General features: G+C 71.1%; 12 protein-coding genes and 1 riboswitch. Of the genes, 1 reads left to right on the top strand and 11 read right to left on the bottom strand.

The features are described from left to right. Positions 1 to 59: 59 nt before the first annotated feature. Complete coding sequence (gene gcvP / locus ACIPW5_RS34420) at positions 60 to 2,945, bottom strand: aminomethyl-transferring glycine dehydrogenase (protein WP_401253653.1); 2,886 nt, start codon at positions 2,943 to 2,945, stop codon at positions 60 to 62. Between the two features lie 195 nt (positions 2,946 to 3,140). Further along, positions 3,141 to 3,239, bottom strand: a riboswitch (glycine riboswitch). A gap of 87 nt (positions 3,240 to 3,326) precedes the next feature. Between gcvP and ACIPW5_RS34415 the strand changes: the two genes are divergently transcribed. Beyond that, complete coding sequence (locus ACIPW5_RS34415) at positions 3,327 to 3,716, top strand: PRC-barrel domain-containing protein (protein ID WP_401253650.1); 390 nt, start codon at positions 3,327 to 3,329, stop codon at positions 3,714 to 3,716. Here the strand turns inward: ACIPW5_RS34415 and ACIPW5_RS34410 are convergent. The 10 genes from ACIPW5_RS34410 to ACIPW5_RS34365 all read right to left on the bottom strand — a co-directional run bounded on the left by ACIPW5_RS34410 (position 3,713) and on the right by ACIPW5_RS34365 (position 13,839). Then, entirely contained in the window at positions 3,713 to 5,116 is a 1,404-nt protein-coding gene (locus tag ACIPW5_RS34410) for a DNA polymerase IV (protein WP_401253647.1), read from the bottom strand. The genes ACIPW5_RS34415 and ACIPW5_RS34410 overlap by 4 nt on opposite strands. A gap of 67 nt (positions 5,117 to 5,183) precedes the next feature. Next, complete coding sequence (locus ACIPW5_RS34405) at positions 5,184 to 5,822, bottom strand: MerR family transcriptional regulator (RefSeq protein WP_401253644.1); 639 nt, start codon at positions 5,820 to 5,822, stop codon at positions 5,184 to 5,186. 183 nt (positions 5,823 to 6,005) lie between these two features. Next, entirely contained in the window at positions 6,006 to 6,479 is a 474-nt protein-coding gene (locus ACIPW5_RS34400; protein ID WP_007262890.1) for a bifunctional nuclease family protein, read from the bottom strand. 63 nt (positions 6,480 to 6,542) lie between these two features. Further along, on the bottom strand, positions 6,543 to 7,307 hold the full coding sequence (locus ACIPW5_RS34395; protein WP_401253641.1) for a MerR family transcriptional regulator: 765 nt from the start codon (positions 7,305 to 7,307) through the stop codon (positions 6,543 to 6,545). Positions 7,308 to 7,377: 70 nt separating this feature from the next. Then, entirely contained in the window at positions 7,378 to 8,271 is an 894-nt protein-coding gene (locus ACIPW5_RS34390) for an FHA domain-containing protein (protein ID WP_401253638.1), read from the bottom strand. Between the two features lie 130 nt (positions 8,272 to 8,401). Next, a complete protein-coding gene (locus tag ACIPW5_RS34385; protein WP_401253635.1) occupies positions 8,402 to 9,301 on the bottom strand; it encodes a DUF881 domain-containing protein in 900 nt (299 codons plus the stop codon). A 5-nt stretch (positions 9,302 to 9,306) separates the two neighbouring features. Beyond that, the gene (locus tag ACIPW5_RS34380; protein WP_007262894.1) at positions 9,307 to 9,639 is read right to left on the bottom strand and encodes a small basic family protein; all 333 of its coding nucleotides are present in this window, start codon (positions 9,637 to 9,639) and stop codon (positions 9,307 to 9,309) included. Beyond that, on the bottom strand, positions 9,636 to 10,541 hold the full coding sequence (locus ACIPW5_RS34375) for a DUF881 domain-containing protein (RefSeq protein ID WP_401253632.1): 906 nt from the start codon (positions 10,539 to 10,541) through the stop codon (positions 9,636 to 9,638). Before ACIPW5_RS34375 ends, ACIPW5_RS34380 begins: the two co-directional genes overlap by 4 nt. Before the next feature lie 110 nt (positions 10,542 to 10,651). Continuing rightward, positions 10,652 to 13,150 (bottom strand): sugar phosphate nucleotidyltransferase, encoded by a 2,499-nt coding sequence (locus ACIPW5_RS34370; protein WP_401253629.1) that lies wholly within the window; start codon positions 13,148 to 13,150, stop codon positions 10,652 to 10,654. A 101-nt stretch (positions 13,151 to 13,251) separates the two neighbouring features. Then, a complete protein-coding gene (locus tag ACIPW5_RS34365; RefSeq protein WP_401253627.1) occupies positions 13,252 to 13,839 on the bottom strand; it encodes a CDP-alcohol phosphatidyltransferase family protein in 588 nt (195 codons plus the stop codon). Positions 13,840 to 14,029 lie beyond the last annotated feature (190 nt).

Raw genomic sequence — 14,029 nt, 5'->3', positions numbered from 1 at the left:
CCTTCACCGTGTCCTCACCGTGCCGGCGGGCCCGTCACCGACGGGCCCGCCGACGCGGCTCAGTTGTCGTACTCGTCCAGCGGCGGGCAGGAGCAGACCAGGTTCCGGTCGCCGAAGGCACCGTCGATGCGGCGCACCGGCGGCCAGTACTTCTCCGCGGCGGTGACCCCGGCCGGGAAGACGGCCTCGTCGCGGCCGTACGGGTGGTTCCACTCGCCGCCGAGCGCCGCGGCGGTGTGCGGGGCGTTGGCCAGCGGGTTGTCGTCCACCGGCCACTCGCCGGCGGCGACCCGCTCGATCTCGGCGCGGATGGCGATCATCGCGTCGCAGAAGCGGTCGATCTCGACGAGGTCCTCGGACTCGGTCGGCTCGATCATCAGCGTGCCGGCCACCGGGAAGGACATGGTCGGCGCGTGGAAGCCGTAGTCGATCAGGCGCTTGGCGATGTCGTCGACGCTCACGCCCGTGGCCTTCGACAGCGGGCGCAGGTCGATGATGCACTCGTGCGCGACCAGGTTGCCCGGACCGGTGTAGAGGACCGGGTAGTGGGGCTCCAGGCGCTTGGCGATGTAGTTGGCACCGAGCACCGCGACCTGGGTGGCGCGCTTGAGGCCCTCGCCGCCCATCAGGCGGACGTACGACCAGGAGATCGGCAGGATGCCCGCCGAGCCCCACGGCGCGGCGGAGATCGGGCCGACGCCCGTCTCGGGGCCGGCGGTCGGCTGGAGCGGGTGGTTCGGCAGGTACGGGGCCAGGTGCGCCCGGACACCGACCGGGCCGACGCCCGGGCCGCCGCCGCCGTGCGGGATGCAGAAGGTCTTGTGCAGGTTCAGGTGCGAGACGTCGCCGCCGAAGTGGCCCGGCTTGGCCAGACCCACCAGGGCGTTCAGGTTGGCGCCGTCCACGTACACCTGGCCGCCGGCCTCGTGCACCTGGGCGCAGATGTCGGCGACGTGCTCCTCGAACACGCCGTGCGTCGACGGGTAGGTGATCATGAGGACGGCGAGCTCGTTGCGGTACTGCTCGATCTTGGCGCGCAGGTCGTCCGCGTCCACCTCGCCGTCGTCGGCGGTCTTGACGACGACGACCTTCATGCCGGCCATCACGGCGCTCGCGGCGTTGGTGCCGTGCGCGGAGGACGGGATGAGACAGATGGTGCGCTGCTCGTCGCCGTTCGCGCGGTGGTAGGCGCGGACGGCCAGCAGACCGGCGAGCTCGCCCTGGGAGCCGGCGTTCGGCTGGATGGAGACCTTGTCGTAGCCGGTGACCTCGGAGAGACGTTCCTCCAGCTCGTTGATGAGCGTGAGGTAGCCCCCGGCCTGCTCGACCGGCGCGAACGGGTGCAGCTGGCCGAACTCGGGCCAGGTCACCGGCTCCATCTCGGTGGTCGCGTTCAGCTTCATGGTGCAGGAGCCCAGCGGGATCATGCCGCGGTCCAGCGCGTAGTCCTTGTCCGAGAGCTTGCGCAGGTAGCGCAGCATCGCGGTCTCGGAGCGGTGCTGGTGGAAGACCGGGTGGGTCAGGTACGCGTCCGAGCGCAGCAGGCCCTCGGGCAGCGCGTCGGCGGTGACCCCGTCCAGGGCCTCGACGTCGGCGGTGACGCCGAAGGCCGCCCAGACCGCTTCGAGGTCGGCACGCGTGGTGGTCTCGTCACAGGACGCCGAGACGTGGTCGGCGTCGGCCTGGTACAGGTTGACCCCGCCCCGGCGGGCGGCGGCGACGACCTCGGCGGCCTTGCCGGGCACGTGGGCGGTGACGGTGTCGAAGAAGGAGCCGTGCACGAGCTCGACCCCGCCGGCCGTCAGGCCCGCGGCGAGCAGGGCGGCGTAGCGGTGGGTGCGGCCGGCGATCGTCTTCAGGCCGTCCGGGCCGTGGTAGACGGCGTACATGCCGGCCATGACGGCGAGCAGCACCTGCGCGGTGCAGATGTTGCTGGTGGCCTTCTCGCGGCGGATGTGCTGCTCGCGGGTCTGCAGGGCCAGGCGGTAGGCCTTGTTGCCGTCCGCGTCCACGGAGACGCCGACGAGGCGGCCGGGCAGCGAGCGGGCGTGCTTGGCCTGGACGGCCATGTAGCCGGCGTGCGGGCCGCCGAAGCCCATCGGGACGCCGAAGCGCTGGGTGGTGCCGACGGCGATGTCCGCGCCCAGCTCGCCCGGGGAGGTCAGCAGGGTCAGGGCGAGCAGGTCGGCGGAGACGGTGACGACCGCGCCGAGCTCGTGCGCCTGGTCGATGACCGGCTTGATCGCGCGGACCGCGCCGGAGGCGCCGGGGTACTGCAGGAGCACGCCGTAGACGCCGCGCTCGGCGATCTCGGCGGGGATGCCCTCGGACAGGTCGGCGACGACGACCTCGATGCCGATCGGCTCGGCGCGGGTCTCGATCACGGCGATGGTCTGCGGCAGCGCGTCGGCGTCGACGAGGAAGACGTTGCCCTTGACCTTGCCCACGCGGCGGGCCAGGGTCATCGCCTCGGCGGCGGCGGTGCCCTCGTCCAGCAGCGAGGCGCCGGAGGTCGGCAGGCCGGTCAGCTCGGCGACGACCGTCTGGAAGTTCAGCAGCGCCTCCAGGCGGCCCTGCGAGATCTCCGGCTGGTACGGGGTGTACGCCGTGTACCAGGCCGGGTTCTCCATGACGTTGCGGAGGATCACCGGCGGGGTGAAGGTCCCGTAGTAGCCGAGACCGATCATCGAGGAGAGCACCTGGTTGCGGTCGGCGAGCGAGCGCAGCTCGGCGAGCACCTCGGCTTCGGTGCGCGCCTCGGGCAGGTTCAGCGCGTCAGCGGTCTTGATCACATCCGGTACCGCGGCGGCGGTCAGCTCGTCGAGGGAGCCGTAGCCCACCTGGGCGAGCATCTTGGCCTGCGCTTCGGCGTCCGGGCCGATGTGACGCTGTTCGAAGGGGATGCCCCGCTCGAGCTGGGAGAGCGGAATGCGGTTGGCGGTCATAACGGAGGCCTCCTGGTCGTATGACCTGCGAGGGGCACCACGGCGCGGGCACCCGGACGGCCTCCCCCTCTGTCATCTCAACCTGAGAGCTTCACCGGAGCCGCGGGGTTCGCCCGAGAGCTCCGGCTTTCACCGTCGGTGAGGGGTAGGACCGGTACTGCGGGCCCGGTACTGCCCCTGCTTTCCAGAGTGGCCTCTTCACGTGCGGTACGTATGCCTGAGAGATTCCGGGGAGGATTTGCTCCTTCGGCGCCTCCGTCGAACTCACTCGGAGGACTCTCCCGCACAGGGTCAACAGCCGTCACCCAGCCTACCAGCGAGGTTCTCGACCCTCCCTCGAGTGGCCCCCTCTTGAAATATGCACTTCTGTAGTCATTACGGATGAGCTGTGCACCACCGCGACCGTACGGAGGGACCGTGCAGACCGACATCGATCCCCGCAGCCTGATCGGCCGCAAGGCGTTCGACCGCAACGGCACCAAGATCGGCACCGTGGACGAGGTCTACCTCGACGACGCCACCGGCGTCCCGGAGTGGGCCGCAGTCCGGACGGGCCTCTTCGGCCGTGACGCCTTCGTCCCCCTGGAGCCCAGCGAAGTGGTGGACGACGCCCTGCGCGTGCCCTTCGAACGCTCCCTGATCAAGGGCGCCCCCGACTTCGGGGTCGGCCGCCACCTCTCCCCCGAGCAGGAGCTCCAGCTCTACCACCACTACGGCCTGGACGTGGCCCTGCCCTCGGACTTCCGCCCCCACCCGCAGGACACCCCCTAGGAGGGGTCTTCCCTCCCCACCAGCGGCAGCGGGTCGGAGGGCTCCAGCTCCGGGTCGTCCAGCAGGAAGGTGCGGACCCGGCCCGGGGGCGATCCGGGCTGCTCGAACCGTACGGTCACCCGGCCGAGCCCGCTGCCCTGCACCCACCCCGGTCCGTACACCGCGTGGTGCACGTCGGTGCCCGCCGACCAGTGCCGCGCGGGAGCCGTCCCGGCGCCCTCCGGGGCGGGCGCGGGCGGCTGCCCGGGCGCGCCTTCCCCGGCGGGCCCGGCGGGGCCCTCCTCGAGCCCCTGCGCCCCGGGCCCGGCCCCCTCCGCCCCGGCGGTGGCCAGCGCCTGGGCGAAGAGGTCCTCCTGGGTGTAGTCCGCGAGCCCCGTCACGCCCACCCCCAGCAGCCGCACCCCGCCCGTGGTGTCCACGCCCTCCAGCAGCCGCGCGGCCGCCTCCCGCACCACCGCCGGGTCGTCCGTGGGGCCCCGCAGCGTCTCGGAGCGGGTCAGCGTCGAGAAGTCGTACCGGCGCACCTTCAGGACGATGGTCCGTCCCGAGTGCCCCGAGGCGCGCAGCCGGCCCGTGCAGCGGTCGGCGAGCCGCTGCACCTCATACCGGATCCGCACCCGGTCGTGCAGGTCCACGTCGAAGGTGTCCTCCACCGAGACGGACTTCGCGTCCCGCTCGGCGACCACCGGCCGGTCGTCCAGCCCCAGCGCCATCCGGTGGAGCCCCACGCCGTGCGCCCGGCCCACCATCCGCACCAGTTCGTCCTCGCCGGCCTCGGCCAGCTCCCCCACGGTGGTGATCCCGGCCCGGCGCAGGTGCTCCCCGGTGGCCGGCCCCACCCCGGGCAGGGTGCGCACCGGCATGGGCGCGAGGAGCGCGCGCTCGGTGCCCGGTGCGATCAGCAGCAGCCCGTCGGGCTTGGCCTCCTCGGAGGCGATCTTGGCCAGCATCTTGGAGCCGGCCAGGCCCACCGAGCCGCTGAGTCCCGTGAGGGCGGTGATGTCGGCCCGCAGCCGCTCCCCCGCGGCGCGGGCGCCCGCGGAGTCGAAGGCCGCCCCGCCCGCCTCCAGGTCCACGAAGGCCTCGTCCAGGCTGAGCGGCTCCACCAGCGGCGACAGGTCCCGCAGCAGGCCCATGACCAGCTCGCTGACCTCGCGGTAGAGGCTGAAGCGCGGAATCAGGTAGGCGCCGTTCGGGCAGAGCCGGCGGGCCTGCGCGGTCGGCATCGCCGAGTGCACCCCGAACCGGCGGGCCTCGTACGAGGCGGTGGCCACGACCCCGCGCGGCCCGAGCCCGCCGACGATCACGGCCTTCCCGCGCAGGCTGGGCTTCGACGCCTGCTCCACGGAGGCGTAGAAGGCGTCCATGTCCAGGTGCAGGATGGTCGGCGCGGCTCTCACGCCCCCGATGCTGCCCTACGCCACTGACAACACGGTGGTCACCGGCCCGCGGGGCGCCGCAAGGGCGTCAGACGGCCCGGTTCCGGCGGGCCGCCAGCTCATCGGCCGGGTTGTGGCCGACCAGGGTCTCCCCGGTGTCCACGCGCTCCCCGTGCAGCTGCGACAGCGCGTTCTCGACGTCGCGCCAGACGACGCCCACCGCGATGCCGAAGACGCCCTGGCCGCCCTGGAGCAGGCTGACCACCTGGTCCGGGGAGGTGCACTCGTAGACGGTCGCACCGTCGCTCATCAGCGTCATGCGGTCCAGGTCGGAGAAGCCCCGGTCCCGCAGGTGCTGCACGGCGGTGCGGATGTTCTGCAACGCCACCCCGGTGTCCAGGAAGCGCTTGACGATCTTCAGGACGACCACGTCGCGGAAGCTGTACAGCCGCTGGGTGCCCGAACCGTACGCGGGCCGCACGCTCGGCTCCACGAGTCCGGTGCGCGCCCAGTAGTCGAGCTGCCGGTAGGTGATCCCCGCGGCGGCGCACGCCGTCGGTCCGCGGTAGCCGACCTGCTCGGGCGCGGGGCCTTCGCTCACCGGTCCGACCGGCGCGGCCGCCGGCTGACGGTGCGCGGAACCCACCGCGCCGCCGTGCACCGGGTACGGCCCGCCGTCGCTCCGCGCGGGGGTGCCCCCGGTCGTACCGTCGCCCGTGATCCTCACGCCGACCCTCCGTCCTTGACCTGCCACCTTGAAGGTAGGCAGTGACCAGGGGTGCGTCAACGATCGCCACACTCGGCACGCCGAGTGATAATCACCCTGAGAGTGGTTTCCCGTACCCCGCTGCGGGGAAAGGCTACTCGAATGGGCTGACGTTCCCGGTGGACGGCACGGCCGCCCGCCCGGCTACTGGGGGCCCGTGCCGAAGTCCTCGGGAGAGATCTGGTCGAGGAACTCGCGGAACTTCTCCACCTCGTCCTCCTGCTCGTCGGGAATCGCGATTCCGGCGTCGTCCAGCACACCGTCACTGCCGTAGATCGGCGTTCCCGTGCGCAGGGCGAGCGCTATGGCGTCCGACGGCCGCGCGCTCACCTCGACCCCGCTGGCGAAGACCAGCTCCGCGTAGAAGACGCCCTCCCGCAGATCCGTGATCCGGACCTCGGTGAGCTCCTCGCCGACCGCCTCCAACACGTCCTTGAACAGGTCGTGCGTCAGCGGCCGGGCAGGGGCCATGCCCTGCTGCGCGAAGGCAATGGCGGTCGCCTCCCCAGGACCGATCCAGATGGGGAGGTACCGGTCGCCTCCCACTTCACGCAGGAGCACGATCGGTTGGTTGGAGGGCATTTCCACCCGGACACCCACAACGTCGAGCTCGTTCACACAGCAACCCTAGGACCTGCCCGGCAGGTTTGGGTAGTCGGGGCCCCACTGGGAACCGTCCGGTCAGTGCGGACGGAGCCCGAGAGCGGTCTGCACCAAGGCCTCGTGGAGCTTTACGGAGAGCCCCGCGAGCTCCCTCGACGTGGCCTCGGCGTGCGCCCTGGTCTGCGGGTTGCGGTGCCTGCGCAGCGGGGCGACGAGCTGCTCCACCAGACCGGCCTCCCGGTCCGCCGCCGCCTTCATCCCCCGCAGGTGGCGGGGTTCGAGGCCGAAGCGGCCGAGATCGGCGATCAGCCGGGCCACGACGACCGTCCCGGCGTCGAACCCGCCGTCCGGCGCCTCGGAGACGAGCCCGTAGGACTCCCACTCGACCAGCTGGGCCTCGTCCACCTCGGCGGCCGCGATCAGCTCGGCCCGCCCCACCCGGGCCACCGGCGGCGGCTCACCGCCCGTGTCCGCGAACCCGCCGCCGGACGGGCCGCCGTCCACGGACTCACCGTGCGCGGCGGGCCCGGGGATGCGGATCTGCTCACCGCGGTCGAGCGCGTCGAGCTGCTCGCGGATGACCTTCAGCGGGAGGTAGTGGTCGCGCTGCAGGCGCAGGATGCGCGCGAGCCGTTCCACGTCGTCCGTGCTGAACTTGCGGTATCCGGAAGGCGTGCGCCGGGGCTCGACCAAGCCCTCCGCCTCCAGGAAGCGGATCTTCGAGATGGTGACTTCGGGGAACTCGTCCCGCAGCGTGGTCAGCACCGTTCCGATGCTGACCAGCTGCCCGGCCGAGCCGGCGGTGCCGTTCTTCGGGGCACCGCCCGTCGGGGTACGCAGCATGGAACCCTTCCCTGGGGTCCCCCGGAGGGTGTCCGGGGGTGGGGTTCCCCCCGGACGGTGTCCGAGGGGGTCAGACGCCCCGCAGGCTCGCGTAGAAGACCAGCCGGTACTTGCCGATCTGCACCTCGTCGCCGTTGTGCAGGGCGACGGACTCGATCGGCTCGCGGTTCACGTACGTGCCGTTGAGGCTGCCCACGTCGGCGACGGTGAAGCCGCCCTCCGGGCTCCGGCGGAATTCGACATGCAGGCGGGACACGGTGATGTCGTCCAGGAAGATGTCGCTCTGCGGGTGCCGGCCCGCAGTCGTCAGTTCGCCGTCCAGCAGGAACCGGCTGCCCGAGTTGGGCCCGCGCCGGACGATCAGCAGGGCGGAGCCGGGCGGCAGCGCCTCCACCGCGGCCTGCGCCTCGGGAGAGAGCGAGGACGGCGCGTGCTGGCCCGACCCCTCGGCCTCGTAGGCCTCCAGACCCGAGATCGAGATCGTGGAGGTGGTCTCCGAAGCGCGCTCCGGCGTCAGACCCGGCCGCAGCGGCGCCCCGCAGTTGGAGCAGAAACGGCTCGCCGCATCGCTGCGGTGACCGCACCTGCCGCACGTCTGCTCGGCCGACATGGACGGCTCCTCGCGCCGCGGCTGCCCCGCGGAGGCACTGGTGGCATACGGGTCGGAGGCGAACCCTCCACCCGCACTAGAGGTTGACGGTTCACCGAAACCTATGCGTCCGGAACCGGCGGGGTCAACGGACGACGCGCCCTGCCCGCCCGCATTGCCACCCGGGCCGGCCACCTCGTCGCGGAAGAGCGGCCTGTCGCCCTGCCCTTCCCCTTCCGGCTGGCCCGCGCGATGCCGCGTCGCACCGCTTTCCTCGTTCTTCTTCTTGCCGAACAACTTCTCAAACAACTTCACGGGCGATTCCCCTTGACCGAAACAGACCCGCCCGTGGGGCAGGACGAACTCTGCATGCACACACCTGCCGACCCGGACATTCTGACAACGTCCGTAACCACCAGACAGTTTCCACCACGCACGGCGACTTCCGTGCGTCGACCCCCCGCAGGCATCGGCCCGCGTGAGCCTGTCCACGTTCCGCTGCGCATCACGGCGATGACGACCGAGCGTAGTCAGGCTGCTTCGCAGCCCGCAAGGCATCCACAACGATCTTCGCCGACCGTGTGACGGCGACCGTGGCCTGTTCCTTCTCCATGGTCTGCACCACACCTCCCGGGATGTTCAGCGCGGGCTCCAGATCCTGCGGCTTGCCGATCACCTTGAACTCGTAGGGCTGTGTGATCTTCTTACCGTCGATCCCGACCCCGCCGCCCTCGTCGGAGAAGTACGAGCCCGCCACGACGCGCACGCCGTTGATCTGGATCGCCTCCGCCCCGGCCGCCCGCAGCTCCTGGAGGGTGTCCAGCAGCTGGTCGGACCGCACTTGGCCCTTGGTGTCGGTGATCCGCAGTGTGATCCCCGGGCCCTGTGCGGCCACCGTACCGGCCAGGATGCCCAGTTGGCGTTCCTTCTCAACCGTCTGACGGCGGGCCTCTTCGGCCTGGTTGGAACTGCTCTGCAGCTCCTTGCGCTGATCGTCCAGCCGCTGCTTCTCGTCCTCCAGGCGCTGGGTCCGCCCGTCCAGCTCATCGAGGATCCGTACGAGGTCCTCCTGCCGGGCACCGCGCAGCGGGGCGCTGGAGTCGCTGTTGGACCGGACCTGGATCGCGAGCCCGAGGCCCAGGACGAACAGCAGCAGCGCGACGATCAGTTGGGCCCGGCTGAGCCTGGGCGGCCACAGCCCGGCGGCCAGGCGCTGGCGCCCGGTCTCCTGCGGCTCGGCGGGCACGGCCGGTGCGGACTGCTGCTGCGGGGGCTCCTGGGCCCCTGGGGGCTCGGGCTGCGGCTCGCGCTGCGGCTCCGGCCGGGACGGCGGCTGGGACGACGGCCGGGACTCGGACCGCCCGGGGGCGTCCGGCTCCTCCGGCGGGGTGTTCTCCGTGCTCATCGGCCTCACGCCCGGAAGACGTGCCGGCGGATGGCCGCGGCGTTGGAGAAGATCCGGATGCCGAGGACGACGACCACGCCCGTCGACAGCTGTGAGCCGACGCCCAGCTTGTCACCGAGGAAGACGATCAGCGCGGCCACGACCACGTTCGACAGGAACGACACCACGAAGACCTTGTCGACGAAGATCCCGTCCAGCATCGCGCGCAGACCGCCGAACACCGCGTCGAGCGCGGCGACCACGGCGATCGGCAGATAAGGCTCCACCACGGCCGGCACCTCGGGCCGGACCAGAAGCCCGACCACCACTCCGGCCAAGAGGCCCAGTACCGCGATCACGATGCACCCTTCTTCGGCTCTGCTGCTGTGGCTGTGCGGACGGTCAGGCTCGACGCCGCCGGCAGCCGCACCTCGTCCATCGGGGTCAGGCTGTAGCGGATCCCGTAGCTCTCCTGGAGGACGTGCAGGTACTGACCGTCCACGGAGTCCTGGAACGTGGTCCCGAGCCGCTTCTTGTCGCCCACCGCGAGGACCTCGTAGGGCGGCACCAGCGGCTTGTTGTCGACCAGTATCGCGTCACCCGCGGCCCTGATCGCCGACAGCGCCGTCAGCCGCTGCCCGTTGATCGAGACGGCCTCCGCACCCGACTGCCAGAGCCCGTTCACGATCCGCTGCATGTCCCGGTCGCGCACCCGGCCGGTGTTCGAGAACCCGGCGCTCTCGCGCGGACCGCCACCGCCGCCCGACGAGGCCCCCTTGGCATCGTCCACCACCAGCTTGACGCCGGGACCGTGCACCTCGGTTGCACCCGCCAGCAGTTCCACCAGCCGGCCCTGCTGCCCGACCTGCTGCTTCAGCGCCGCGCGCTGCCGGTCGGCGACCTCGGTCCGCAGCCGCTCGGTGTCCCGCTCCAGGGCGTCGGCGTGCTCGTTCGCCCGCTGCACCCGGTCGATCAGCTCCTGGCGCTCCTTGGCCAGCACCGGCGCCGCCACGCGCGCCTGCGCGGCACCCAGCGTCACCACCATCGCGGCGAGCACCAGCCCCGCGGCGAGCCCCAGCTTGGCCTTGAGGGTACGGGGCAGCCCCGCCGTACCGTCCGCCTTGCGCCGCGCGGAGGCTTCCGCATAGCCCTCGTCGAGGCTGTGGTCCATCACGTGGGTCAGCAGCGACATGGACGCGTCCGGGCGCGCGGGCGGCGTGGCCGAACTCCGGTTGTTGGGCGGCTGCGACATGCCGCACATCGTTGCATGTCGCCGCCGCCAACACCCAATGCGCCCGTCCGGCGGGCCGGGCCGGGTCACTGCCCGCACCCGGCACGCCGGAACACCCGTCCCCGGGCGGCGGGCGCCGGTCAGTGCTGCCCGGCTCCGTCCACGACCGCGCCCCACTCGTCGAGGAGCGCCTGTGCGGAGGCGTCGTCGGGTCCTTCGGCCCACAGGTGGGTGACCGCCTCCGCCGGGTCCGGCAGCACCAGCGCCCACCGCCCGTCGGCCTCGACCACGCGCACCCCGTCGGTGGTGTCCACCTGCCGGTCGCCGGCCGCCTCCACGACCCGCCGCATCACCAGCCCCTTGGCCGCCCACGGCGTGGGCACGTCCCGCTTGAGCACGTGCGCCCGCGGGATGCGGGCGTCGATCTGGCTCAGGGTGAGCTGCGTCCGCGCCACCAGCCCGATCAGCTGCACGAAGGCCGCCGACCCGTCGAAGACGCTGCTGAACTCCGGGACGATGAACCCGCCCCGGCCGTCCCCGCCGAAGATCGTGGTCTCCTCACGGCCGACGCGGGTCAGGTCGTCGGGCGAGGTCGTCGTCCACTCCACCTGGGTCCCGTGGTACGCCGCCACCTGCTCGGCGACGCGGGTCGTGGTCACCGGCAGGGCCACCTTGCCGCTGCGCTTCTCGGCGGCGACCAGGTCGAGGAGCACGAGCAGCGCCCGGTCGTCCTCGATGATCCGGCCCCGCTCGTCCACCAGGGAGATCCGCTCGCCCACCGGGTCGAACCGCACCCCGAACGCCGCCCGCGCCGAGGCCACGATCTCCCCGAGGCGCACCAGCCCGGCCCGCCGCGACTCCCGGGTCTCGGTCGGCCTGGACTCGTCGAGACCGGGGTTGATCGTCAGCGCGTCGACGCCGAGCCGGCCGAGGAGGCTCGGGAGCACGAGGCCGGCACTGCCGTTCGAGGCGTCCACGACCACCTTGAGCCCTGCATCGGCGATCCCGGTGGTGTCCACCCGCCGGAGCAGCGAGCCCGTGTACGAGTCGAACACGCTCGACGGGAACTGCAGGTCGCCGATCTCCCCGGGGAAGGCGCGCCGGTACTCCTGGCGTGCGTACACCCGGTCCAGCTTGCGCTGCTGCGCCTGCGAGAGGTCGGCTCCGCGTTCGTCGAGGAACATGATGTCCACCGAGTCGGGCACCCCGGGCGAGGTTCTGATCATGATGCCGCCCGCGGCGCCCCTGGCCGTCTGCTGACGGGCCACCGGCAGCGGTACGTTCTCCAGGTCCCGCACGTCGATCGCACTGGCCTGGAGCGCGGAGATCACCGCGCGCTTGAGCGCACGGGCACCGCGGGAGTGGTCGCGGGCCGTGGTGACGATCGCGCCCTTCTTGAGCATGGTCGCGTAGGCGCCCGCCAGCTTGACCACCAGCTCGGGGGTGATCTCCACGTTCAGGATCCCGGAGACGCCCCGGGCGCCGAACAGGTGTGCCTGGCCGCGGGACTCCCAGATCACCGAGGTGTTGACGAAGGCGCCGGCCTCGATGGTCTTGAACGGGTAGACGCGGACGTTGCCCTGGACAATGGATTCTTCACCCACGAGGCACTCGTCGCCGATGACGGCCCCGTCCTCGATGCGGGCGGCCCGCATGATGTCGGTGTTCTTGCCGATGACGCAGCCGCGCAGGTTGCTGTGCGGGCCGATGTAGACGTTGTCGTGGACGACGGCCTTGTGGAGGAAGGCCCCGCTCTTCACGACCACGTTCGACCCGACGACGGTGTGCTCGCGGAGCTCCACCCCGGCCTCGACCTTGGCGTAGTCGCCGACGTACAGCGGCCCGCGCAGCACGGCGTCCGGGCTGACCTCCGCCCCTTCGGCGATCCAGACCCCGGGCGAGATCTCGAAGCCGTCCATATCGACCTGGACCTTGCCCTCGAGCACGTCGGCCTGGGCCTTCACGTAGCTCTCGTGGGTGCCCACGTCCTCCCAGTAGCCCTCGGCCACGTAGCCGAAGATCGGCCGGCCTTCCTTCATCAGCTGCGGGAAGACGTCGCCGGACCAGTCGACCGAGACGTCCGGGTCCACGTAGTCGAAGATCTCCGGCTCCATCACGTAGATGCCGGTGTTGATGGTGTCCGAGAACACCTGTCCCCAGGTCGGCTTCTCGAGGAAGCGCTCGACCTTCCCTTCCTCGTCCACGATGGTGATGCCGAACTCCAGCGGGTTCGGCACCCGGGTGAGGCACACCGTGACCAGTGCGCCCTTCTCCTTGTGGAAGTTGATCAGGTCGGTGAGGTCGAAGTCGGTCAGCGCGTCGCCGGAAATGACGAGGAAGGTGTCGTCCTTCAGGGCCTCCTCGGCGTTCTTGACGCTGCCGGCGGTGCCGAGGGGCTTCTCCTCGTTGGCGTAGGTGAGCTCCATCCCGAGCTCCTCGCCGTCACCGAAGTAGTTCTTGACCAGTGAGGCCAGGAACTGCACCGTGACCACGGTCTCGCTGAGCCCATGCCGCTTGAGCAGCCTCAGCACGTGCTCCATGATCGGCCGGTTGGCGACCGGCAGGAGCGGCTTGGGCATGCTTGAGGTCATGGGGCGAAGCCGCGTTCCTTCGCCACCGGCCATCACGACGGCCTTCATGTCGGAAGAGTCCTCCTAGAGAGATGACGGTCCAGCCGACCTCACCCGTCCGGGACGGATACTCCGCAACTCCTCCGCGTCAGTACCTGCGCCGAGCGAGCTCAATCGGCCGTGGCAGCCCTGACCAGTCGGCGGACTTGCACCACGTAAAGGATTCCTGCCCACCAATAGAGCGTTGTACCCCATCCCGCGAACGCCCATCCGAAAACGGACGCCATCCAGGCCAACCAGCCGTCTCCGTCACTGAGCAGGAGGAGGGGGAAGGCGTACATGAGGTTGAAGGTCGCGGCCTTGCCGAGGAAGTTGACCTGCGGGGGCGGATAGCCGTGTCGGCGCAGGATCCACACCATGACCAGCAGCATTGCCTCGCGGGCGAGGAGCGCCGCGGTGAGCCACAGGGGGAGAATCTCCCGCCAGGTGAGACCGAAGAGCGTGGTCAGGACGTAGAGGCGGTCCGCGGCGGGGTCCAGCAGGCGGCCCAGATTGCTGATCTGATTCCAGCGGCGCGCGAGTTTTCCGTCGAGGTAGTCGCTGATCCCGCTGAGCATGAGGACGGCCAGCGCCCACCCGTCGTGGCCCTCCAGGATGAGCCAGAGGAACAGCGGTACGCCGACGAGACGAGCCATGCTCAGGATGTTCGGAATGGTGAAAATTCGGTCCGTCTGAACCCGAGTCTCCTGGACCTCCACCCGGGGGCCTCCACTGTGACGCTAGAAATGGTCGAATCGATGCCCCCTGACCCTACAGGAGTCCCCGACGGGGCCGGCCGGGCGTCGCCCCGGGTCCTGAACGCAGAAAAGCCCCGCACCAGAAGGTGCGGGGCTTTCCCACAATGATTGTTCGGCGGCGTCCTACTCTCCCACAGGGTCCCCCCTGCAG

This window comes from Streptomyces sp. NPDC090077, from assembly GCF_044747545.1.
In the GTDB taxonomy this organism is placed as follows: Bacteria; Actinomycetota; Actinomycetes; order Streptomycetales; family Streptomycetaceae; genus Streptomyces.
Note: the sequence above shows the minus strand (reverse complement) of the source record. Positions and strands in the feature narration are given on the sequence as shown.